Source organism: Mycobacterium sp. 29Ha, assembly GCF_032883055.1.
Classification (GTDB): Bacteria; Actinomycetota; Actinomycetes; order Mycobacteriales; family Mycobacteriaceae; genus Mycobacterium; species Mycobacterium gallinarum.
In genome coordinates, this window is record NZ_JAMQTI010000029.1 from 59613 (window position 1) to 81494 (window position 21882).

At 66.6% G+C, this 21882-nt stretch carries 22 protein-coding genes; 13 read left to right on the forward strand and 9 right to left on the reverse strand.

From position 1 onward, the window contains the following. The first annotated feature begins 41 nt into the window (after positions 1-41). From clpB to M1248_RS28275, 6 genes are all read left to right on the forward strand, one after another. Positions 42-2588, forward strand: a complete 2547-nt coding sequence (gene clpB / locus M1248_RS28250; protein WP_163734075.1) for an ATP-dependent chaperone ClpB — start codon at positions 42-44, stop codon at positions 2586-2588. 18 nt (positions 2589-2606) lie between these two features. After that, positions 2607-3932 (forward strand): alpha/beta hydrolase domain-containing protein, encoded by a 1326-nt coding sequence (locus tag M1248_RS28255; protein WP_163734078.1) that lies wholly within the window; start codon positions 2607-2609, stop codon positions 3930-3932. A gap of 122 nt (positions 3933-4054) precedes the next feature. Continuing rightward, positions 4055-4885 carry a trehalose monomycolate transport factor TtfA gene (gene ttfA, locus M1248_RS28260; RefSeq protein ID WP_163734081.1) on the forward strand — a complete coding sequence of 277 codons (831 nt, stop codon included), beginning with the start codon at positions 4055-4057 and terminating at the stop codon, positions 4883-4885. Positions 4886-4910: 25 nt separating this feature from the next. After that, positions 4911-5687 carry an SDR family NAD(P)-dependent oxidoreductase gene (locus M1248_RS28265; RefSeq protein ID WP_163734084.1) on the forward strand — a complete coding sequence of 259 codons (777 nt, stop codon included), beginning with the start codon at positions 4911-4913 and terminating at the stop codon, positions 5685-5687. Positions 5688-5697: 10 nt separating this feature from the next. Next, positions 5698-6594: a hypothetical protein gene (locus M1248_RS28270; RefSeq protein WP_163734086.1), complete on the forward strand. Its 897-nt coding sequence runs from the start codon at positions 5698-5700 to the stop codon at positions 6592-6594. Then, positions 6587-7228, forward strand: a complete 642-nt coding sequence (locus M1248_RS28275; RefSeq protein ID WP_232076297.1) for a TrmH family RNA methyltransferase — start codon at positions 6587-6589, stop codon at positions 7226-7228. The genes M1248_RS28270 and M1248_RS28275 overlap by 8 nt, the downstream gene beginning before the upstream one ends. On the opposite strand, the gene M1248_RS28280 is transcribed toward M1248_RS28275, so the two are convergent. Then, positions 7112-8698, reverse strand: coding sequence for an MFS transporter (locus M1248_RS28280; protein ID WP_163734092.1), 1587 nt, complete (start codon positions 8696-8698; stop codon positions 7112-7114). The two genes, M1248_RS28275 and M1248_RS28280, sit on opposite strands and share 117 nt — an antisense overlap. Further along, complete coding sequence (locus M1248_RS28285) at positions 8695-9237, reverse strand: TetR/AcrR family transcriptional regulator (RefSeq protein ID WP_163734095.1); 543 nt, start codon at positions 9235-9237, stop codon at positions 8695-8697. The genes M1248_RS28280 and M1248_RS28285 overlap by 4 nt, the downstream gene beginning before the upstream one ends. Before the next feature lie 103 nt (positions 9238-9340). Here M1248_RS28285 and M1248_RS28290 point away from each other — a divergent pair, with 103 nt between their 5' ends. After that, positions 9341-10441, forward strand: a complete 1101-nt coding sequence (locus M1248_RS28290) for a glycoside hydrolase family 76 protein (RefSeq protein ID WP_163734099.1) — start codon at positions 9341-9343, stop codon at positions 10439-10441. A 65-nt stretch (positions 10442-10506) separates the two neighbouring features. Further along, entirely contained in the window at positions 10507-12285 is a 1779-nt protein-coding gene (nhaA, locus tag M1248_RS28295; protein WP_317150406.1) for a Na+/H+ antiporter NhaA, read from the forward strand. Positions 12286-12307: 22 nt separating this feature from the next. Here the strand turns inward: nhaA and M1248_RS28300 are convergent, their stop codons facing one another. Further along, a complete protein-coding gene (locus tag M1248_RS28300; protein WP_163738133.1) occupies positions 12308-12964 on the reverse strand; it encodes a VTT domain-containing protein in 657 nt (218 codons plus the stop codon). Between the two features lie 155 nt (positions 12965-13119). Between M1248_RS28300 and fbaA the strand changes: the two genes are divergently transcribed. After that, positions 13120-14154: a class II fructose-bisphosphate aldolase gene (gene fbaA / locus M1248_RS28305; protein WP_317150407.1), complete on the forward strand. Its 1035-nt coding sequence runs from the start codon at positions 13120-13122 to the stop codon at positions 14152-14154. Here the strand turns inward: fbaA and M1248_RS28310 are convergent, their stop codons facing one another. Beyond that, positions 14155-14943, reverse strand: coding sequence for a DUF4878 domain-containing protein (locus tag M1248_RS28310; RefSeq protein ID WP_317150408.1), 789 nt, complete (start codon positions 14941-14943; stop codon positions 14155-14157). 92 nt (positions 14944-15035) lie between these two features. On the opposite strand from M1248_RS28310, the gene M1248_RS28315 reads away from it, so the two are divergent. Further along, a complete protein-coding gene (locus M1248_RS28315; protein WP_317150409.1) occupies positions 15036-15452 on the forward strand; it encodes a DUF3151 domain-containing protein in 417 nt (138 codons plus the stop codon). 4 nt (positions 15453-15456) lie between these two features. Here the strand turns inward: M1248_RS28315 and M1248_RS28320 are convergent, their stop codons facing one another. Genes M1248_RS28320 through M1248_RS28330 form a run of 3 tightly spaced genes read right to left on the reverse strand, consistent with a single transcriptional unit; the run spans position 15457 to position 17781 of the window. Continuing rightward, positions 15457-16350, reverse strand: a complete 894-nt coding sequence (locus M1248_RS28320) for a cation diffusion facilitator family transporter (RefSeq protein WP_317150410.1) — start codon at positions 16348-16350, stop codon at positions 15457-15459. A gap of 45 nt (positions 16351-16395) precedes the next feature. After that, positions 16396-17181 carry a site-2 protease family protein gene (locus M1248_RS28325; RefSeq protein ID WP_317150411.1) on the reverse strand — a complete coding sequence of 262 codons (786 nt, stop codon included), beginning with the start codon at positions 17179-17181 and terminating at the stop codon, positions 16396-16398. Positions 17182-17190: 9 nt separating this feature from the next. Then, positions 17191-17781, reverse strand: a complete 591-nt coding sequence (locus M1248_RS28330; RefSeq protein WP_317150412.1) for a peptidase M50 — start codon at positions 17779-17781, stop codon at positions 17191-17193. Between the two features lie 82 nt (positions 17782-17863). On the opposite strand from M1248_RS28330, the gene M1248_RS28335 reads away from it, so the two are divergent. The 3 genes from M1248_RS28335 to M1248_RS28345 are packed head-to-tail and all read left to right on the forward strand — an operon-like array spanning position 17864 to position 20466. After that, positions 17864-19159, forward strand: coding sequence for an adenylosuccinate synthase (locus M1248_RS28335; protein ID WP_163734124.1), 1296 nt, complete (start codon positions 17864-17866; stop codon positions 19157-19159). Next, positions 19156-19791 carry a PaaI family thioesterase gene (locus tag M1248_RS28340; RefSeq protein ID WP_317150413.1) on the forward strand — a complete coding sequence of 212 codons (636 nt, stop codon included), beginning with the start codon at positions 19156-19158 and terminating at the stop codon, positions 19789-19791. The genes M1248_RS28335 and M1248_RS28340 overlap by 4 nt, the downstream gene beginning before the upstream one ends. A gap of 18 nt (positions 19792-19809) precedes the next feature. Further along, positions 19810-20466, forward strand: coding sequence for a hypothetical protein (locus M1248_RS28345; RefSeq protein WP_410506745.1), 657 nt, complete (start codon positions 19810-19812; stop codon positions 20464-20466). On the opposite strand, the gene M1248_RS28350 is transcribed toward M1248_RS28345, so the two are convergent. After that, positions 20463-20654, reverse strand: coding sequence for a ferredoxin (locus M1248_RS28350; protein ID WP_317150414.1), 192 nt, complete (start codon positions 20652-20654; stop codon positions 20463-20465). The two genes, M1248_RS28345 and M1248_RS28350, sit on opposite strands and share 4 nt — an antisense overlap. Beyond that, positions 20651-21880, reverse strand: a complete 1230-nt coding sequence (locus M1248_RS28355; RefSeq protein WP_163734134.1) for a cytochrome P450 — start codon at positions 21878-21880, stop codon at positions 20651-20653. Before M1248_RS28355 ends, M1248_RS28350 begins: the two co-directional genes overlap by 4 nt. Positions 21881-21882 lie beyond the last annotated feature (2 nt).

Genomic DNA, 21882 nt, shown 5'->3' on the forward strand with positions numbered 1-21882 from the left:
GCCCTTTGTGCGGCCCTGAAGTACATAGAAAGGGAGGCGTCGTGGACTCGTTCAATCCGACGACCAAAACCCAGGCGGCCCTGACTTCGGCGCTGCAAGCGGCTACCGCCGCCGGCAACCCACAGATCACGCCCGCCCATTTGTTGATGGCACTGCTCACTCAGAACGATGGCATTGCCGCACCGTTGTTGGAGGCCGTCGGCGTCGAACCCGCGACGATCCGTGCAGAAGCGCAACGACTTCTCGACCGGTTACCCAGCGCATCGGGGTCGAGTACGCAACCGCAGCTGGCACCCCAGTCGATCGCTGCGATCACGACGGCCACCCACCTGGCCACCGAGATGGACGACGAATACGTCTCCACCGAGCATCTGCTCGTCGGCCTGGCCACCGGCGACTCCGACGTCGCCAAGCTGCTCAGCGGCCACGGCGCGTCACCGCAGGTGCTGCGCGACGCGTTCGGAAACGTGCGCGGGAGCGCCCGGGTAACCAACCCTGATCCGGAAGCCACGTACCAGGCGCTGGAGAAGTACTCCACCGACCTGACCGCCCGCGCCAGAGAGGGCAAGCTGGATCCGGTCATCGGGCGCGACAACGAGATTCGCCGCGTCGTTCAGGTGCTGAGCCGTCGTACCAAGAACAATCCGGTGCTGATCGGCGAGCCCGGCGTCGGCAAGACGGCGATCGTCGAGGGCCTGGCCCAGCGCATCGTGGCCGGCGACGTACCCGAGAGCCTGCGCGACAAGACCGTCGTGTCATTGGATATGGGCTCGATGGTCGCCGGTGCTAAGTACCGCGGTGAGTTCGAGGAGCGGCTGAAGGCTGTCCTCGACGACATCAAGAACTCGGCCGGTCAGATCATCACCTTCATCGACGAGTTGCACACCATCGTCGGCGCAGGCGCGACCGGCGAATCTGCGATGGACGCGGGCAACATGATCAAGCCGATGCTGGCCCGCGGCGAGCTGAGGCTCGTCGGCGCCACCACCCTCGACGAGTACCGCAAGTACATCGAGAAGGACGCCGCGCTCGAACGTCGCTTCCAGCAGGTGCTCGTCGGCGAGCCGTCCGTCGAGGACACTGTGGGCATTCTGCGCGGGCTCAAGGACCGCTACGAGGTGCACCACGGCGTGCGGATCACCGACTCCGCACTGGTGTCGGCGGCGACCCTGTCCGATCGCTACATCACCAGCCGCTTCCTGCCCGACAAGGCGATCGACCTCGTCGATGAGGCCGCGTCCCGGCTGCGGATGGAGATCGACTCGCGGCCCGTCGAGGTCGACGAGGTCGAGCGCCTGGTGCGCCGGCTCGAGATCGAGGAGATGGCGCTGGCCAAGGAGGAGGACGACGCCTCCAAGGAACGGCTGGTGAAGCTGCGTGCCGAGCTCGCCGACTACAAGGAGAAGCTGGCCGAACTCACGACGCGGTGGCAGAACGAGAAGAGCGCCATCGACGTGGTCCGTGAGCTCAAGGAGCAGCTCGAGACGCTGCGTGGGGAGGCCGACCGGGCCGAGCGCGACGGTGACCTGGCGAAAGCCTCCGAGCTTCGGTACGGGCGCATCCCGGAGATCGAGAAAAAGCTCGATGCGGCGGTGCCCCATGCCGAGGCGCGCGAGGGCGTGATGCTCAAAGAGGAGGTCGGACCCGACGACATCGCCGACGTGGTGTCGGCATGGACCGGCATTCCCGCGGGCCGCATGCTCGAGGGCGAGACCGCCAAGCTGTTGCGCATGGAGGACGAGCTGGGCAAGCGCGTCGTCGGGCAGAAGAAGGCCGTGCAGGCCGTGTCCGACGCGGTGCGGCGCAGCCGTGCCGGTGTCGCCGACCCCAACCGGCCGACGGGATCGTTCATGTTCCTCGGCCCGACCGGTGTCGGTAAGACGGAGCTCGCGAAAGCGTTGGCGGAGTTCCTGTTCGACGACGAACGTGCCATGGTCCGCATCGACATGAGCGAGTACGGCGAGAAGCACTCGGTGGCCCGCCTCGTCGGTGCGCCTCCCGGGTACATCGGTTATGACCAGGGCGGGCAGCTGACCGAAGCGGTGCGGCGGCGTCCGTACACGGTGATTCTGTTCGACGAGATCGAGAAGGCTCACCCGGACGTGTTCGACGTGCTGCTTGCCGTGCTCGACGAGGGCAGGCTGACCGACGGTCAGGGCCGGACGGTCGACTTCCGCAACACGATCCTGATCCTGACGTCCAACCTCGGCGCCGGTGGCACCGAGGAGCAGGTGATGGCCGCGGTGCGCTCGGCGTTCAAGCCCGAGTTCATCAACCGGCTCGACGACGTCATCGTCTTCGACGCGCTCGAACCCGGTGAGCTGGTGGCGATCGTCGACATCCAACTGCAGCAGCTGTCGAAGCGGCTGGCGCAACGCAGGCTGACGCTGGAGGTGTCGCTGCCCGCCAAGCAGTGGTTGGCGCATCGCGGTTTCGACCCGCTCTACGGTGCGCGTCCGCTGCGGCGGCTGATCCAGCAGGCCATCGGCGACCAGCTCGCCAAGATGCTGCTTGCCGGCGAGGTCCATGACGGCGACGTGGTGCCGGTCAACGTCAGCGCGGACGGCGATTCGCTGGTCCTGGGCTGAGCCTGATATCGATGGGGGATGAGCACTCGCGTCTCGTCCCTCCCCGGTAGACCCAACCTGCTCCTCGGCGCCTACGAGCTGGCCACGCTCGGCTACGGCGCCGAGGAGTTCGTCATCTCCGGCACCGCACGCTCGTATGCCACCGGCGAGACGGCGGACTACACGACCCGCATCGTGGTGTGCCGCCCGAAGGGCGCGTTCAACGGCACCGCCGTCGTCGAATGGCTCAACGTCAGCGGCGGCATCGACGCACCCGCGGTCTGGCTGATGGCGCATCGCGAGATCGCGCGCGCCGGCTACGCCTACGTCGCGGTGTCCGCCCAGTACGTCGGCGTCGAGGGCGGTGACAACCTGATCGGTATCGACATGTCGCTGAAAGCCCAAGACCGCGAACGCTATTCGCAGCTCAATCATCCGGGTGACCAGTTCGCCTATGACATCTACACCCAGATCGGCCGTTTGGTCAGTGAGGGTGGTATCGACAGACTGCAGCCGAAAGCGGTTCTCGCGGTGGGGGAATCCCAGTCGGCGATGTTTCTGACCACCTATGTGAACGAGGTCGACGCGGTCACTCAAGTTTTTGATGGCTTCCTCGTGCACTCGCGGTTCGGTCCCGCCGCTGCACTCCGCGGCGGCAGCGCGCTGGAAGAGTCACGGCCTGCGCCCTTCCGGGACGATCTGCGGGTCCCGGTGCTATCGGTGATCACCGAGACCGATCTGGTCGACGGCCATCTGCTCGGCTACCACCACGCCCGCCGACCGGACAACGACAGGTTGCGGGTGTGGGAGATACCCGGCACCGCGCACGCCGACAACTACACGATTCGGGTCGGCTTCATCGACGACGGCTCGCTGCCGCTGGAGGGCCTTGTCGCGGCCTACGCACCCACGAACGAGTTGATGGGGACGAACCTGTCCTACTACATCAACTTCGCGCCCCAGCATCACTACGTGCTGCAGGCCGCGATCGCGGCCCTCAACGACTGGGTTCGTACCGGCGCGCCTGCGGCCACGGCGCAGCCGATGGCCCTCACCGGCGCGGACGTCCCGGCGCTGGTGCTCGACGATCACGAACTCGCCGTGGGCGGAGTCCGTACGCCGTGGGTCGACGTGCCGATTGCGCGGACATCGGGCCTCGCGCCCGACGAGAGCCCCATGTCCTTCTTGTTCGGTACCGGGGAGGTGTTCGACGCCGACACGGTGCGCGCGCTTTATCCTGGCGGCGCCGCCGACTACCTGGCGCGTTTCGGCGACGCGCTGGATCGCGCGATCGACGCGGGTTTCATCGTGGCGGCTGACCGGACCGAGATCCTCCAGCTCGCCGAGGCGTCCTTTCCCGAGTGACCCAGAGGTTGCGATGCGAAGAAGCTGGTAGTCGGCATATGACAGGGAAAGTCGCTATGTGACGAGCCTGTGATCTGCTCGAGTTCGGACTTGAGGGCTACCTGCAAGTAAGCTACGACGTAATGGTCCCGCTCTGGTTCACGCTGTCCGCGCTCTGTTTCGTGGGTGCGGCGGTTCTTCTGTACGTCGACATCGACCGTCGACGTGGGCTGGGTCGTCGCCGCAAGTCGTGGGCGAAGTCGCACGGTTTCGACTATGAACACGAGTCGAGCGACATCCTGAAGCGCTGGAAGCGCGGTGTGATGTCGACCGTCGGCGACATCAACGCCAAGAACGTCGTCCTCGGGCAGATCCGTGGCGAAGCGGTGTTCATCTTCGACCTCGAAGACGTCGCGACCGTCATCGCCCTGCACCGCAAGGTCGGCACGAACGTGGTCGTCGATCTGCGGCTCAAGGGAATCAAGGAGCCGCGGGAGAACGACATCTGGCTGCTCGGCGCGATCGGTCCGCGGATGGTGTACTCGACCAACCTCGACGCGGCCCGACGCGCCTGCGACCGCCGCATGGTGACGTTCGCCCACACCGCGCCGGATTGTGCGGAGATCATGTGGAACGAGGAGCACTGGACGCTGGTCTCGATGCCGGTGACCAGCACGCGGGCACAGTGGGATGAGGGCCTGCGCACGGTGCGCCAGTTCAACGACCTGCTGCGCGTGCTGCCGCCAACGTCGCAGGCGACCGTCGGTCAGTCGGTGACGCGCCGCAGCGGGTCGCCGAGCCGTCCGCTCAAGCCGGCGCCGGCGCGCTCCGAGGTGCCTGCCGGCAGGGCCGAGGCTCCAGGCGGCAGGTATGCCCAGGCGCCCCCGCGACCCGAACAGGCTCGTCGAACCGCGTCGCCCCCGCAGCCACCGCAATCGCGCAACGGACGGCAGTCCCCGCACTATCAGCGGTGACCGGCGCGGTGACTAAGCTGTCGCCATGTCACGCCCCGTCGCCCTGATCACTGGCCCCACGTCGGGGTTGGGCGCAGGATTCGCCCGCAGATATGCCGTGGACGGCTTCGACCTCGTGCTCGTCGCGCGCGATGCGAAGCGTCTCGACGCGCTGGCCGCCGAACTGCACGACGAGGCAGGCGCGAACGTCGAGGTGCTCGTCGCCGACCTGGCGCAGGCCGCCGATCGTTCGAAGGTGGCCGACCGGCTTGCCGCCGGTGTGCGCGTTCTGGTCAACAACGCCGGTTTCGGAACCTCCGGCGAGTTCTGGACCGCAGATCTCGCGGTGCTGCAGTCCCAACTGGACGTCAACGTCACGGCGGTCATGCATCTGACGCACGCGGCGTTGCCGCCGATGCTGGCGGCCGGTGAAGGCACGGTGATCAACGTCGCCAGCGTGGCCGGACTGCTGCCTGGGCGTGGTTCGACGTACTCGGCCTCCAAAGCCTGGGTGGTCGCGTTCTCCGAGGGCCTGGCCAACGGCCTGGGTGGCACCGGCGTCGGCGTACATGCGCTGTGCCCCGGTTTCGTGCACACCGAATTCCATGAACGAGCGGGCATCGACATGGCGAACACGCCGTCGTTCCTGTGGCTGGAGGTGGACGACGTGGTCCGCGAGACGATGGCCGATGTCGCACGGGGCAAGGTGGTGATCGTGCCCGGCCTGCAGTACAAGGCACTGACCACCGGTGGCCGCATGGTGCCGCGAAACGTGGTGCGTGCGGTGACGAAAGTCGTTGGCCGGGGCCGGGATAGAACCTAAGTCGCGCTCAGTGTCCGCCCGTTCAGTTTTCACTGCCCTCACCGCGGTGCTCCTGGTCGCCTCGGCCTGTTCGAGCGATGACGCGAAGGTCGACACCTACTCCGCCCAGACCGCGACCATCGGCGAATCGTTGGCGTTCCTGGGCTGGAACATGTCGGTGTCCAATCTGCGTTTCGAGGGCGAAAACGTCCTGATCGACATCGACGCGGCGCCATCGGGTGACGGTCCGCATGCCGACCCGAAAGACCTGAGGTTCGGGCTTTACGGCGCGTTGGCACACCCGCTCGAGGCCCCCGCCATCGGCGGGTGCCGCGACGTGACGGACCTCGACGTGCAGCCGGTGTCGGAGACGCCGGACCGGCTGACGGGAACGGTATGTGTGGGGCCACAACGTGACCAGCTCCAGGTGCGCGGGGTCTATGTCTATTCGACCCGTGATCGCACGCCCGGTACCACGATGGCGCACGGCGTGGCGTTTCCCGTCGGGCTACCTACGGTCGAAGACGAGGCCACCGGACTGTCGCTCAAGACGACCAGCGTGGACGCGTTCCGTGCGGACGGCTCCATGCTCGACCAGACCGCGCTCGGAGACCCCAACGAGTTCACCGGAAACGGCTACATGCTGCTCGGCCTCGAGATCTCCGGTCAGGCAACGCAATACCGTGAGGAGTCGAAACGCCGCGGCGGACCGACGATGGTGGTGATGGCTCCGACGTTGCCTCCGCCCGGGCTGAGCCACGCCTGCGACGTCTACGGCGCGTCGACTCTCGTGCTACCTGACAGCACCCGCGACGCGGTCTTCACCCGCGTGACGTTGTGCACCCAGGGAGAGATGAATGAAGCACTGCTCTATCCGACGCTCTCGGTGGTCGGCACGCACGCCGCGATGTGGGCCAAGGGTGAGTGAGGCGGGTCCGACCGAGTGGGGCGAGGGTCCCGGGGTAGGCCCATGGCAAGGCCCGCTGCCCGACGATCCCCGTTACGACCCCGCGCTGCTGCGGGACGGCGACACCCGCAATGTCGTTGATGCATATCGGTATTGGACACGCGAAGCGATCATCGCCGACATCGACACCCGTAGGCATCCCCTGCACATCGCGATCGAGAACTTCGGTAACGACGCCAACATCGGTGCGGTGGTCCGAACGGCCAACGCGTTCGCGGTGGACACCGTGCACATCGTGGGTCGCCGCCGGTGGAATCGGCGCGGAGCAATGGTGACCGATCGTTACCAGCGGCTGTGCCACCATGACGCCACCGAAGGGCTGTTGGCCTTCGCCGTCGATGCGGGGCTGACCGTCGTCGCCGTCGACAACGTGCCGGGTGCCGCGCGGCTGGAGGACGTCGAGTTACCGCGAGCATGCCTACTGGTGTTCGGGCAGGAAGGTCCGGGCATCACCTCGGAGGCCAGTGCAGGCGCCGAATTAACGGTGTCGATCGCACAATTCGGCTCCACCCGCAGCATCAATGCCGGAGTCGCCGCAGGCATCGCCATGCACAGCTGGATCCGAACCCACGCCGACCTCGACCGCGCCTGGTAGCCGTTCGCGCAGCAACAGCCACACCGCGACCGCCGAGACCAGCATCAGCGCCGCACCGACGCCGGACGCGATCGCGAGCCCCGAGGTGAACGCGTGCTTCGTCGCGTCGAGCAGGGCGGACGCCTGGTCGGCGGGCAGTGTCTGTGCGGCCTCGACCGCAGCGGCGAGGGAGTCACGCGATTCAGCGACCACCACAGCGGAAATGCCTTCGGGGGCAGTGAAATTGCGATACACGCCGGTGACGATCGAGCCCAGGGTGGCAATGCCGAGCGCCATCCCGAGCTCGTACGCGGTCTCCGAAACCGCGGCCGCCGCACCGGCGCGCTCCTTCGGAACGCTGGCCAGGATGACGTCGCTCGCCACGGTGAACGCCAGGCCGAGCCCGACACCGACGACGAACAGCGTCACGCCGAGTTGGGGGTAGGAGGTGCCGGGTGTGAGCACCGTCAATGTCGCCATGGCGACACCCACCAGCGCCAGGCCTGACGTGAGTACCGCGCGCCGGGACCAATAGCGCACCGCGACTCCCGCCAGCACACCGAACACCGTCGCCGTCACCGCCGCGGGTAGTTCGGCGAGGCCGGCCTGCAACGGGCTGAAGCCCTGGACGAGCTGGAAGTACTGCGACAGGAAGAAGACCAGACCGGACAGTCCGAGGACGGACAGCAAGTTGGCACTCACCACACCGGTGAATGCGCGGTTGGCGAACAGCCGAACGTCGATCAGGGGGTGCGACAGCCTGAGTTGGCGGCGGACGAACAGTGTCAGTGCACCTGCCCCGGCCAGGGCTGCGACGGCGACGTCGAGGTGAAATCCCTGCGCGGCAACCTCTTTGATCGCGTACACGGCGCCGAGGATGCCCGCCATCGACAACACGACGCTGGGCAGATCCCACGGCCCGGGGGCGGGGTTGCGGTGCTCGGGCACCAGCGCGATGCCGCCGATCACCAGGACCACCATCACCGGCACGTTGATCAAGAACACCGAGCCCCACCAGAAATGCTCGAGCAGTATCCCGCCGAGAATCGGGCCGAAGGCGGCGCCTGCCGAGAACGCCGACGCCCAAATGCCGACGGCCAGTGTGCGTTCCTTGGCATCGGGGAAAATGCCGCGGATGAGGGCCAGCGTCGCAGGCGCCAGGGTCGCACCCGCAATGCCCTGCAGGGCCCGCGCCGCGATCAACAGTTCCGCGGAGGGCGCATACGCCGTCGCGGCGGAGATCACCGCGAAGGCCGTCGCACCCCAGAGCAACATCTTCCGATGACCGATCCGGTCACCGAGGCCGCCCATCGTGATCAGGAGGCTGGCGAGCACGAACGAGTAGATGTCGCCGATCCACAGGATCTGGATTCCGGTGGCATCGAGATCCCGGCTGATGAAGGGTGTAGCCAGCGCCAGGACCGTACCGTCGATGCCGATGAGCAGAACCGCGAGCGTCAGGACGCCGAGCGCGGACCAGCGGCGAATCATGATGTCAGTACTCCGTGCAATAGCAGTTCGGTGATCATGTGGTCGAACTCGCGTCCCGCGACGCGACCGACCTGAACGGCCCACGCCGCTCCTGCCACCAGTGAATAGAGCGCCTCGGTCAGCCATGCCGCGGTGAGGTCGGGACGGACATCGCCGTCGCGCTGGCCGCGTTGGAACAGCGCGGTGATGGCGGAGTCGATGTCCGCCCAGCCCTCCAGCGACTTGTCCACGTCGAGTTCCTGGGTCTGGCTGTAGAGCAGCGCGAGGTAGGGCGATACCGGTTGGCATGCGGTGATCAGCCTGCGCAACGCCTCGACGGCCGAACCATCCTGCAAGCGGGCGACGTCGAGGGCGTGTGCCATCTCGCTGATCGCGAGTTCGTCCAACGCGACCATCAGTGCCGGCTTCCCCGCGAAATGGCGATGCAGCGTGGCTCGGCTCACCCCGACCGCGGCCGCGATCTCGTCCTGCGTCGCATTGGGCCTGCGGCCGAGGAAGTCGGCCGCGGCGCGCAGCAGCGTCTCACGGTCAGAAGGCATGAGACGATAATAGCTCAGATGAGACAAATATGTCTCATACTGAATATGGGCCGGCCTCTCAGCCGAGCACATTTCGCAGGCCGGGTAGGGCAGGATCGAAGTCATGGATCAGCTATGGGCCAACCGCGCGGCCAGCGCAGAGGCCGCGATCGCCAAGCGGCATCTGAAGAAGGTGTGGGCCGTGCCGGGAACTCAGCTGGGCGTCGTCGCCTGGCCGGCGACGCGCAAGTACCGGCTGTTCGGCACCTGGCACTACTGGTGGCAGGCCCATCTACTGGACTGCCTGGTCGACGCGCAACTGCGCGACCCGCAGCCTGAACGCCAGCAGAAGATCGCCAGGCAGATCAGGGGTCACCGGCTACGCAACAACCTGCGCTGGACCAACGACTACTACGACGACATGGCGTGGCTGGCCATCGCGCTCGAACGGGCGGGGCGCCTCGCGGGTGTCGAGCGGCCCAGGGCGCTGGACACACTGTCCGAACAGTTCCTCAACTCGTGGGTCCCCGAGGACGGCGGCGGAATTCCATGGCGCAAACAAGACCAGTTCTTCAACGCCCCTGCCAACGGTCCGGCGGCGATCTTCCTCGCCCGCCACGACCGGCTGCGCCGGGCCCAGCAGATGTCGGACTGGCTCGACGAGACGCTGATCGATCCGGAGACGCATCTGGTGTTCGACGGGATCAAGGGCGGTTCGATGGTGCGCGCGCAGTACACCTACTGCCAGGGAGTGGTGCTCGGCCTGGAAACCGAACTCGCGATGCGCACCGAGGACGCCGACCACGCCAAGCGGGTGCACCGACTGGTCGCCGCGGTACGCGACCACATGGCTCCCGAGGGCATCATCCGGGGTGCGGGCGGCGGCGACGGCGGCCTGTTCAACGGGATCCTCGCGCGCTATCTGGCGTTGGTGGCCACGTCGCTGCCGCAAAACGACGACGATGACGCGGCTGCCAGGGCCGCCGCGACCAAGCTGGTGCTGACGTCGGCGGAGGCGGCCTGGGACAACCGGCAGACCGTCGACGGCCTGCCACTGTTCGCGGCGTTCTGGGAGCGCACCGCCGAGATACCCACTGCGGCAGGTGAGGAGGCCGAGTCCGTCGAGGGCGCCGTCAACTCGTCGCAGGTTCCAGAGCGCGATCTGTCCGTTCAGCTGGCAGGGTGGATGCTCATGGAAGCGGCCCACGCGGTATCCGACACGTGACGTCTGAGCCGGCTTCGCGCGTCGTTCATTCTTTTCCCACGCGGTTCGGCCGCGACCTCAAATCGATGAAGCCTGGGGAAAACGCCGCCGCGGGCCTGCTGCTGCTGTCCACAGTCATCGCCATCATCTGGGCGAATTCGCCATGGGCGGAAAGCTATTGGACCCTGCTGGACACCCACGTCGGTGTTTCGTTCGGCGAGCACCACTTCGACATGAGCGTCAAGCATCTGATCAACGACGCGCTCATGACGTTCTTCTTCTTCATCGTCGGCCTCGAAGTGACACGGGAGTTCGCCATCGGCGAGCTCACCGACAGAGCTAGAGCCGCGGTACCCGTCGTCGCGGCGATCGCGGGTCTGGTCGCGCCCGCCGTCATATTCCTGGTGCTCAACCCCTCCGGCGAGAACGCCCACGCCTGGGGTGTGGTGATTTCCACCGACACCGCCTTCCTGGTGGGTGCGCTCGCCATCATCAAACCGAAATTTCCTGGGCGACTGCGGATCTTCCTGCTCACCCTGGCCGTCGTCGACGACGTCGGTGCGCTGATCGTGATTGCGGTGTTCTATTCGGACTCGATCCAGGTGGCACCGCTGGTGGTGTCGGCGCTACTGCTCATCGCCATCGCGCTGGTGCGGTTTCTTCCTGTCGCCCGCGGCCCCGCATACGCGGTGCTGGGCTTCGCGTTGTGGGTCGGGCTGTATTTGGCGGGAATCCACCCGACCCTCGCCGGTGTCGCGCTCGCGTTACTCATTCCCGTATTCGCCCCCGAGCGCAGACAGGTCGAGGACGCCGTCGAGGTGATCCGCGCTTTCCGGCAGTCACCGAACTCTCAGTACGCCCGCACGGCCACCCGCCGTCTGCGGCAATCGATTTCCATCAACGAACGACTGCAGACCGACATCGGACCGTACGTGTCGTTCCTGGTGCTGCCGTTGTTCGCGTTGGTCAACGCCGGGGTCAGGCTCGACGCGGAGAGCCTGTCCGCTGCGGCGCGCTCATCGTTGACGTGGGGCATCATCGCCGGGCTGGTGCTGGGGAAGTTCATCGGCATCACCGGTGCGACGTGGCTGATGAGCCGAACGGGGCTCGGTCAGCTGGCTCCCGGGCTGCGGTTGCGCCGGGTCGCCGGTGGTGCCGCGCTGTCCGGAATCGGTTTCACCATTTCACTTTTCATCGTCGACATCGCGATCAGCGAACCCGCGCGGCAGGATCAGGCGCGTATCGGTGTCATCGCCGCGTCGCTCATCGCATTGGTCCTCGGCTGGGCCATCTTCCACATCACCGACCTGGTCAGCCCGCCGGAACCCATCGGCCTCAAGCTGATTCGACCCGTGGACCCCGCGCGCGACCACGTCCGCGGCAACCCCGACGCTCCCTTGACGCTGGTGGAGTACGGCGACTACGAATGCCCGTTCTGTAGCCGTGCGACGGGTGGGATCGACGAAGTGCGTTCGCATTTCGGTGACGACCTGCTCTACGTGTGGCGACACCTGCCGCTGGAGAGGGTTCACCCGCGTGCCTTCGACGCGGCACGCGCCGCCGAGGCTGCCGGGTTGCAGGGCAAGTACTTCGAGATGGGTACGGAGTTGTTCGCGCACCAGGACGACCTGGAGTGGTCGGATATCTACCGCTACGCCAACGCGGTGGGACTCGATCTCGAACAGTTCGATCAGGACGTTCGGGTTCATCCGTCGAAGGTGTTACACCGCGTGCAGGACGACGCACAGGACGCCGAGGCGATGGATCTGAACTCGACGCCGACGTTCTTCGTCAACGGTAAGCGCCACAAGGGCCCGTGGGATTCGGCCAGCCTGATCCGGGCGCTGGAGGAAAGCCGCCAATGAGCGGCCGTACGGCGGTGAGCGGTTAGGCGGCTTCGCCCGCCGCGCGCTTGGCGGCCTTGCGTCGCTTGTACCACTCGAAGACCATCGGCAGGATCGACACCACCACGATGCCGATCACGATGGGCTCGAGGAGGTCCTGGATGATCTGGAACCGGCCGAGCCAGTATCCGAGGAGCGTCAGCCCGACGCCCCACACGACGGCGCCGAGGACGTTGAAGAACGTGAACGCCGCGTAGTTCATCCGGGCGGCGCCTGCGGTCAGCGGCGCCAGCGTTCGCACGATCGGCACGAATCGCGCGATCACGATCGCGAACGGCCCCCGTTGTTCGAAGAACGCGTGCGCCTCGTCGAGGTAACGCTGCTTGAGGATCCTGGCGTCGGGTTTGAACATCGCGGTGCCGACGTTGCGCCCGATCCAGTAGCCGACCTGCCCGCCGAGCACCGCGGCGATGGGGATGTACACCAGCAGCTGCCAGAGCTGGAAGTTGATCACCTCGCCGCCGTCGGCCTGCAGCGCCTGGGTGCCCGCGGCGAGCATGCCCGCCACGAACAGCAGCGAATCGCCCGGCAGGATCGGGAACAGCACGCCAGACTCGACGAAGATGACTACCAGCAGTCCCACCAGGGCCCACGTACCGAAATACCCGAGCAACGTCATCGGGTCGAGGAAGTCCGGCATGAGTGCCAGCTGGTTGGCAGCGGCGGAGGTCGTCACAAGGCCCCAAGATACCGGTCTGGGCGGTTGCTGCCGAAATGTCGATTCGGCTTGACCGTGTGCGGTGGCCCCACCCCTGCGAGAATCGCTGTACGTACTGATCGCCGAGAGGAACGCATATGCCCATCGCAACGCCCGAGGTCTACGCGGAGATGCTGAGCCGGGCCAAAGAACATTCCTTCGCGTTTCCCGCCATCAACTGCGTCGGCTCGGAATCGGTCAACGCGGCCATCAAGGGTTTCGCGGACGCCGGTAGTGACGGCATCATCCAGTTCTCCACCGGCGGGGCCGAGTTCGCCTCCGGACTCGGCGTCAAGGACATGGTGACGGGCGCCGTGGCGCTCGCCGAGTTCGCCCACGTCATCGCCGACAGGTATCCGATCACCGTGGCCCTGCACACCGACCACTGTCCGAAGGACAAGTTGGACACCTACGTCAGGCCGTTGCTCGCGATCTCGCAGCAGCGGGTCGCCGGCGGGGGTAACCCGCTGTTCCAGTCGCATATGTGGGACGGTTCGGCGGTGCCGATCGACGAGAACCTGGACATCGCGCGCGAGCTGCTCAAGGAGGCCGCGGCCGCCAAGATCATCCTCGAGATCGAGATCGGTGTGGTCGGCGGCGAAGAAGACGGTGTGGCCCACGAGATCAACGACAAGCTCTACACCACGCCGGAGGATTTCGAGAAGACCATCGAGGCGCTCGGCGCGGGTGAGCACGGCAAGTACCTGCTGGCCGCGACGTTCGGCAATGTGCACGGCGTCTACAAGCCGGGCAACGTGAAGCTGCGGCCCGACATTCTCGCCCAGGGCCAGCAGGTGGCGGCGGCGAAGCTCGGGTTATCGGACGACGCAAAGCCTTTCGACTTCGTCTTCCATGGTGGGTCTGGCTCGCTGAAGTCCGAGATCGAGGACTCGCTGCGCTACGGCGTCGTGAAGATGAACGTCGACACCGACACCCAGTACGCGTTCACGCGGCCCGTCGCGGGGCACATGTTCTCGAACTACGACGGCGTGCTCAAGGTCGACGGCGAAGTCGGCAACAAGAAGGCCTACGACCCGCGCAGCTATCTGAAGAAGGCCGAGGCGTCGATGACCGAACGCGTCATAGAGGCGTGCCGCGACCTGCACAGCGCGGGTCGCTCGGTGACCGGCTAGCTAGCTGGTCGGTGCCTGGCAGATCTTCCACTGGTCGTCGCGGAACTCCAGATCCAGGCTTCGCGTCGAGCGGGTCTGCGGCGCGTAGGCCATGAACGTCGTGACGTTGGCCTCCGCGTGGTCGCCGTTGACCACCACCTGGTCGATGCTGGCGATGACGGGATACCGCTTGGCCGCCGCTATCCGCGAGTGGGTGTCGGACCATACCTTGTCGTTATAGGTGACGTAGTCGTCGCGCGCCTTGCCGCAGGTGATGCTGCGCAGCGTGGCCAGATCGCCTTTCGCGATCGCGGCGTCGTAGTCCTCGATGGTGGAGCGCACCCGATCCTCCTGGGACACCGAGGGCTCAGAATCGCGGGTCAGCAACAGCGTGCCGAGCACCGCGACGGCCACCAGCGCAGCGATCACCAGCACGACCGCGATCACCCAGCCCCAGCTGCGGTGTTTGGACGGCGGCGGCTTGGGCACGTCGCCGCGCGGCGGAATGACTTGTGGCGAAACGGGTTTCGCCACCGGTGCGGCGGACGTGGCCATGACCTCGGTTGCGGGTTCGGACGGTCTGTCGATCCGCGTCGTCACGCCGGCGTCGAAACCGGAGGGTGCGGTGAACCGGCGCTCGGGCTCTTCCGGCGCGGCGGGATCTTGAGACAACGCCTCGGTCGAGATCACCTCCGTTGCCGCTTCCTGTTCGGGTTCGGCGGACCCCATCACCTCGGTTGCAGGCGCAGACTCGTCGGCCCCCTGGTCGGTGACCTCATCCGGCTGGTCCGGCCCCTGTGGATTCGACATCGGTACTGCAGCCCTCCGTTACAACGCTTCGGCCGCAAAGCTTAACCATCCGGCGGGACGACCGCCGGAAGCCGCACGGCACAATGGGCCACATGACACGGATGGGTGACCTTCTCGGGCCGGATCCGGTCCTGCTTCCCGGCGACCCGGCGGCAGAGGCCGAACTGGCCGCCGCCGAAAACCCGGCCACCGTGGCCGCTGCGCATCCATCGGCGTCGGTCGCATGGGCCACCCTCGCCGAACAGGCGCTCGCCGCCGACCAGGCCGTGACGGCCTACGCCTACGCGCGGACCGGCTATCACCGCGGACTCGACCAGTTGCGCCGCAACGGGTGGAAGGGCTTCGGACCGGTTCCATACGGTCACGCACCCAACCGCGGATTCCTGCGTTGCGTGGCCGCGTTGGCGCAGGCCGCGGGCCAGATCGGCGAAACCGACGAGTATCAGCGTTGCGTGGATCTGCTCGACGACTGCGATCCCGAGGCCAGGCCGGCGCTCGGGCTGGCTTGATTTCTCACGTCTCCGCCTCGCACTTGCAGTCGGCGGCGCCCTCGGGCGGTTCCACCTGAACCGTGGCGTGATCGAGTCCGCGTGCCGTGAGTACGGCGCGCGCGTCATCGAGCACCAGGGCGGCATCCCGCGTGCTGGTCAGGTGCGCGGTCACCATGTCCTTGCCCGGGACCAGCGTCCACACGTGCAGGTCGTGTACCTCGGTGACGCCGTCCACGTCGCATAGCGCCTGGCGCAGTTCGTCGACGTCGATGTGCGCGGGCGACGTCTCCGACAGGATCCTCAGGGCCGCGCGGGCCAGGGCGATGGCGCGCGGCAACACCCACAGTGCGACGAACACCGCAACCACGACGTCGGCGTAGGGCCAGCGGGTGGTCACCGTCACGATTCCCGCGATCAGCACACCGATGCTGCCGACGGTGTCGGCGACGACCTCCATGTAGGCGCCCTTGACGGCGAGGCTGCTCTCGGAGTGTGACCGCAACAGCAGTACGACGATCGCGTTGGCGACCAAGCCGGCCAGTGCCACGACGATCATCGGCACGCCCGGGACATCGGGCGCGTCACCGAGGCGTTCGACGGCCTCGTAGAGGATGAAAGCCGCGACCCCGAGGAGCAGCACCGCGTTGGCGACGGCGGTGAACACCTCGGCCCGATGCCAGCCGTAGGTGCGCGCCGGTGACGCGCTGCCGTGTTTGGCGAGCAGGACCGCGGTCAGGCCCATGAACATCGCGACGAGGTCGGTGAGCATGTGGCCGGCGTCGGCCAGGAGCGCGATCGAGTTGATCCACAGCGCGGTCACGAGCTCTATCACGAAGAACGCCGTCAGGATCGCCGCGGCGATCAGCATCCGGCTCACCCGCGCATCGCGCGTTCCGTGGTCGTGCCCAGCGCCCATACCGACAACCTATGCGTAAACGTGCATATGTCGCAAGAGGCTCGCTCAGAACCAGGCCGACCAGAAGCGGGTGAGATCCATACCTGCCATTGCCAGGCCGCCGGGCACACCGGAGAGCTCGACGAACCAGAACACCAGCTCGAAGAACCACCGGTTGAGCTGGGGGGTGAACAGCAGAACGATCAGGACGAGCAGACCCCATTGTTTGGCCGGTTCCAGCGCGCGTTGGGTCTGCGGGCTCAGATGCGGCTCGAGCGCGCCGTACCCGTCCAGCCCGGGCACGGGCAGCATGTTCAGCACGAACGCGGTGACCTGGAGAAAACCCAGGAACGCCATGGCCGCCCAGAACACCGCGTGTTCCTGGTCGCGCAGCAGTGCCGTCGGCACCAGCAGAAGCACCGCGAACACGAGGTTGGCGAACGGGCCCGCGAGGCTGACGAGTGTCCGTTGGGCCTTGGTCATGAATGACGTCCGCACCCATACCGCACCGCCTGGCAGCCCGATGCCCCCGATCGCGATGATCACCACCGGAAGCACGATCGACAGCAGGGGATTCGAGTACTTGAAAGGGTTGAGGGTCAGATAGCCGCGCACCGGGACGTCGTGGTCACCAAAGCGCCACGCAGTGAACGCGTGGCCGAACTCGTGGAGGCACAGCGTCACCACCCAACCGGCGACCACGAAGATGAAAACCCCGACGTAGGCGAGCGGCCCGACCGCGCTCGCCGAGAACCAGGCCAACCAGCCGCCAACGGCCGTCAGCGCGACGATCGCCAGGAAAACCGGGCTCGGGCGCACCGAGGCCCGCGGGTGCAGCGGACGGACGTTCACGGTTTGACGCTACCGAACCGACAGCCAGCCCTCGGTGTGTCGATAGAACGTCGACCGGCGGACCGGTCGCTGTCCGGCCACCCCGTCGCGGACGACGAGCGCGCCTTCGGTACCGAGCTGTGCGGCGCGGCCCGCGACCCAGCGCTTCGGGCGCATGCGCGACGACAGCGCGGCGGCCCGTAGCCCGGGCATGGTCGTGGTCGGTTCGATGCGCACCGCGGTCACATCGCCGTGGAACAGCACGACGTCGTCGACGGTGGCCTCGCCGCGGAGCGTGGCGGCGCTGTCGTCCGGCGGCAGCCAATGCGCGGCCCCGACGATCACCTTCCCGGTTTCGTCCCTGATCAGCGGGACTCGGGTGGCAGTGCCGGCGCGGGCGCGCCTGGCCTGCCACGGCCATCGCACGTGCGCGACCTCCACATCCAGGCGGTCGGCCTTCAGCAACCGGCTCAGGACTGCGGCCACGTCGGCCTGCGAACCCACCACGATCACGCGCCGAGATTCGGTGACGGCATCCTCGCTGATCGTGGCCAGCCCACGCAGCGACCGGGGCATCCTTCTGCCGCCGACCAGCAACACCGCAATGTCAGCGGCTGTCAAAGGGGCTCCTCGGCGTCGGCTGGGATAGGGTGGGTCACCGGCTGGACCCAGACTTTGGGCAGATCAAGCGGGAGAGTACGCGATGCCGGCAATCGTGCTCATCGGCGCACAGTGGGGCGACGAGGGCAAAGGAAAGGCCACCGATCTACTCGGTGGCCGAGTGCAGTGGGTGGTGCGCTACCAGGGCGGCAACAATGCCGGCCACACGGTGGTGCTGCCAACGGGCGAGAACTTCGCCCTTCATCTGATCCCGTCGGGCATCCTCACCCCCGGCGTCACCAACGTCATCGGCAATGGCGTCGTGGTCGATCCGGGAGTCCTCCTCAACGAGCTCAAGGGTCTCGAGGACCGCGGCGTGGACACCGAGCGACTGCTGATCTCAGCCGACGCGCATCTGCTGATGCCGTATCACGTGGCGATCGACAAGGTCGTCGAGCGGTATGCGGGCAGCAAGAAGATCGGCACCACCGGCCGCGGCATCGGTCCCTGCTACCAGGACAAGATCGCCCGTATCGGAATCAGGGTCGCCGATGTGCTCGACGAGGGTCAGTTGGCCGAAAAGATCGAGGGCGCACTGGATTTCAAGAACCAGGTGCTGGTCAAGATCTACAACCGCAAAGCGCTCGAGCCCGCGGAGGTCGTCGACAACCTGCTGGCCCAGGCCGAGGGTTTCAAGCACCGCATCGCCGATGCCCGCTACCTGCTGAACACCGCGCTGGAAAAGGGCGAAACGGTGCTGCTCGAAGGTTCGCAGGGCACGCTGCTCGACGTCGACCACGGAACGTATCCCTTTGTCACGTCATCGAATCCGACTGCGGGGGGCGCGGCGGTCGGGTCAGGTATCGGTCCGACACGCATCACGACGGTGCTGGGGATCCTCAAGGCCTACACCACCCGCGTCGGCTCGGGACCGTTCCCCACCGAGCTGTTCGACGAGTTCGGCGAGTACCTGTCGAAGACTGGCGGCGAGGTCGGCGTGACGACTGGGCGGCGGCGCCGCTGCGGATGGTTCGACGCCGTCATCGCCCGCTACGCGACCCGGGTCAACGGCATCACCGACTACTTCCTCACCAAACTCGATGTGCTTTCGAGCCTGGAGACCGTGCCGGTTTGCGTCGGCTACACCGTCGACGGGAAACGTGTCGATGACATGCCGATGACCCAGTCCGACCTGCACCGCGCCGAACCCATCTACGAGGAACTGCCCGGCTGGTGGGAGGACATCTCCGACGCACGCGACTTCGACGACCTGCCCGCCAAGGCGCGCGATTACGTGCTGCGTCTGGAAGAGCTTGCCGGCGCGCATGTTTCGTGCATCGGCGTCGGCCCGGGGCGCGAGCAGACGATCGTGCGCCGCGACATTCTGGCGGCTACGTGACAGACGACCCGCATCTACTAGACCCCGACTACGACAAGCACGGCGGCTTCCCGAATTTCCAGGCGGCCGAACCCGGTCCGGGATTCGGGCGGTTCCTCACCGCGATGCGGCGTGCGCAGGACTTGGCGGTGTCCGCCGATCCGGACAGCGCCACCTGGGAACAGGCAGCCGACCGTGCCGAGGAACTGGTCAAGCTGCTGGACCCCTTCGAAGCGGCCGAAGGCGTCGGTCCGGCCAACCGCGTCCCGTCCCTGCCCGGGTCGGGCAGCCTGCTGATGCCGCCCTACCGGGTCACCCGGTTCGAGGCCGACGGCGTCGAACTCGATGTCCACTTCAGTCGCTTTTCCGTAGGCGGCAACTACGCCGTGCACGGCGGGGTCCTGCCGCTGTTGTTCGACTCGGTGTTCGGCATGGTGATCCACGCGGCGGGCCGGCCGATCAGCCGTACCGCGTTCCTTCACGTCGACTATCGCAATGTGACACCGATCGACACGCCGCTCGTGGCGCGCGGATGGGTGCGGGAGGTCGAGGGACGCAAGGCGTTCGTCAATGCCGAACTGCGCGACCGGGATGAGAAGCTCCTCGCGGAGGCGAACGGGCTGATGATCAGATTGCTCCCCGGCCAGCCGTAGAAGTGCCACGATGACCCGGTGACAAGCAAGCCCGGACAAGCACCGGTCAACATCCACTTTCGTAACCTGTCGACGCCTCGTGCGGCCGCGGCGGCGGGCGTGTTGTTCGCGCTCCTGTTCGGGACGTCGCTCGTGCTGATCCGCATCTCGCTGCCCGAGGGCGCCGCCCCTGGCATGCAGTGGACCCAGAGCGACCACAGCATCCGGATCGCGTCGTTGCTGATGCCCTTCGCCGGCATCCTCTTTCTGTGGTTCATCGGCGTGGTCCGCGATGGTTTCGGGGGCTACGAGGACAAGTTCTTCTCGTCGGTGTTCCTCGGCAGCGGATTGCTGTTTCTGGCGATGATCTTCGTGACGTCGGCAGTCGGTGCGGCGTTGACCCACAGCTCCGGCGAGACCGCGGATTTCGGGCGCGTGCTGCTGCTCACGCTCAGCAAGACCTACGCGTTACGGATGGCCGCGGTGTTCATGATGTCCCTGGCCACGATCTGGCTGAAGACGGGACTGATGCCGCGCTGGTTGGTGATCGTCACGTATCTGGTGGCCGTGGGATGCATTCTCGCCAGCGAGATCACCATGTGGTTGACGCTGGCCTTCCCCACCTGGGTGCTGGTCGTCAGCCTGCTGTTGTTGAGCAGGGCCGGCGTCATCGACCTCGAACGCGACGGCCGCTAGTCGACGATTCGCAAAGCCTCTGAGGGGCAGAGCTTCACGGCGTCGCGCGCGTGCGCCTCTTCACCGGCGGGCACCTCGGTTGTCAGGACAACCACGATGCCGTCGTCGTCCTGATCGAACACCGCCGGTGCCGACATCAAGCAGTTGCCCGCGCTGATACACACATCGCGATCGGCTGCGACTTTCACGGCGTCACCTCCCACGTGACCTCCAACGACTTCAGGCCGTAGATGAAATGGAACGACCTGAACTGCACGTCGTCGAAATCCTCGGCGAGCGCCAGGGTGGGGAACCGGCGCAACAACGCCGGGAACGCGATCCGCATCTCCATGCGCGCGAGTGGGGCTCCGAGGCAGTGGTGCACTCCGTGCCCGAAGGCCAAGTGTCCGATCGCGCCTCGCCCGATGTCGAATGTCTCGGGGTCGTCGATGAAGTCGGGGTCCCGATTGCCGGACGGCATCGACACGAAAACCATTTCCCCCTTGGGGATCCGTACGCCGGCCACCTCTACCTCGGTGGTGGTGAACCGTGGGATGGCACTGTGCACGATCGACAGCCAGCGCAGCAGCTCCTCGACGGCGGGCCCGACCGCGTCGGGATCGTCACGGACCGCGGCGAGTTGTTCGGGATACCGCAGGAGGGCAAGGGTGCCGAGGCCGAGCATGTTCGACGTGGTCTCGTGCCCGGCGAGCAGGAGCAGACCCGCGATGCCGATGAGTTCGGCGTCGGTGCACTCGTCGCCGTGCTCGCGGACGAGCATCCCGAGGATGTCGTCGCCGGGATGCCTGCGCGCACGGTCGACCAGCGTCTGCATGTAGTCGCGGCCCTGCCGTTGCAGCTCGATGCGGTCGGCCATCGGAATGGACAGATCCAGCTGGCGGACGCTGCGTCGCTGGAAGTCGTCGCGATCGTCATAGGGTACGCCGAGCAGCTCGCAGATCACCAGCGACGGGATCGGCAGCGCGAAGCTTTCCACCAGATCGATTGACGGACCGGCGTTTTCCATCGCATCGAGGTGCTGATCGACGATCTCGACGATGCGCGGTTCCAGCCGCTTCATCCGGCGGATGGTGAACTCGGGGGTGAGCATGCGACGGAGACGCTGGTGCTCCGGTGGGTCGATGGCGAGCAGATTGCCCGCCCGCGACGCGGCCAGCTCCTCGTTGGATATCGGCGGTGCCCCTGGCATGAAGAACCCCGGCGGGCGGCTGTTGGAGAACCGCTCGTGGTCGGACAGCACCGCCTTGACGTCTTCGTATCTGGTGACGAGATACACCGTCATACCGAACGAGTTCGTCGCGGTGCGAACCCCGGTGGTCTCGCGGATCTCGCGTAGTTCCGGAGTCGGGTCGAACGCATTGCGCCGCATGTGCAGCGGCAGCTGCGGGGCCTGGGTTCCGGAGGTGCCGGTCATCT

Bases quoted from the DNA above. Each gene is read 5' to 3' on its own strand.
- M1248_RS28255 (WP_163734078.1), top strand. From the start codon at position 2,607: ATGAGCACTCGCGTCTCGTCCCTCCCCGGTAGACCCAACCTGCTCCTC.
- ttfA (WP_163734081.1), top strand. From the start codon at position 4,055: ATGGTCCCGCTCTGGTTCACGCTGTCCGCGCTCTGTTTCGTGGGTGCG.
- M1248_RS28265 (WP_163734084.1), top strand. From the start codon at position 4,911: ATGTCACGCCCCGTCGCCCTGATCACTGGCCCCACGTCGGGGTTGGGC.
- M1248_RS28280 (WP_163734092.1), bottom strand. From the start codon at position 8,698: ATGATTCGCCGCTGGTCCGCGCTCGGCGTCCTGACGCTCGCGGTTCTG.
- M1248_RS28285 (WP_163734095.1), bottom strand. From the start codon at position 9,237: ATGCCTTCTGACCGTGAGACGCTGCTGCGCGCCGCGGCCGACTTCCTC.
- M1248_RS28290 (WP_163734099.1), top strand. From the start codon at position 9,341: ATGGATCAGCTATGGGCCAACCGCGCGGCCAGCGCAGAGGCCGCGATC.
- nhaA (WP_317150406.1), top strand. From the start codon at position 10,507: ATGAAGCCTGGGGAAAACGCCGCCGCGGGCCTGCTGCTGCTGTCCACA.
- M1248_RS28300 (WP_163738133.1), bottom strand. From the start codon at position 12,964: ATGCCGGACTTCCTCGACCCGATGACGTTGCTCGGGTATTTCGGTACG.
- fbaA (WP_317150407.1), top strand. From the start codon at position 13,120: ATGCCCATCGCAACGCCCGAGGTCTACGCGGAGATGCTGAGCCGGGCC.
- M1248_RS28310 (WP_317150408.1), bottom strand. From the start codon at position 14,943: ATGTCGAATCCACAGGGGCCGGACCAGCCGGATGAGGTCACCGACCAG.
- M1248_RS28315 (WP_317150409.1), top strand. From the start codon at position 15,036: ATGACACGGATGGGTGACCTTCTCGGGCCGGATCCGGTCCTGCTTCCC.
- M1248_RS28320 (WP_317150410.1), bottom strand. From the start codon at position 16,350: ATGGGCGCTGGGCACGACCACGGAACGCGCGATGCGCGGGTGAGCCGG.
- M1248_RS28335 (WP_163734124.1), top strand. From the start codon at position 17,864: ATGCCGGCAATCGTGCTCATCGGCGCACAGTGGGGCGACGAGGGCAAA.
- M1248_RS28355 (WP_163734134.1), bottom strand. From the start codon at position 21,880: ATGACCGGCACCTCCGGAACCCAGGCCCCGCAGCTGCCGCTGCACATG.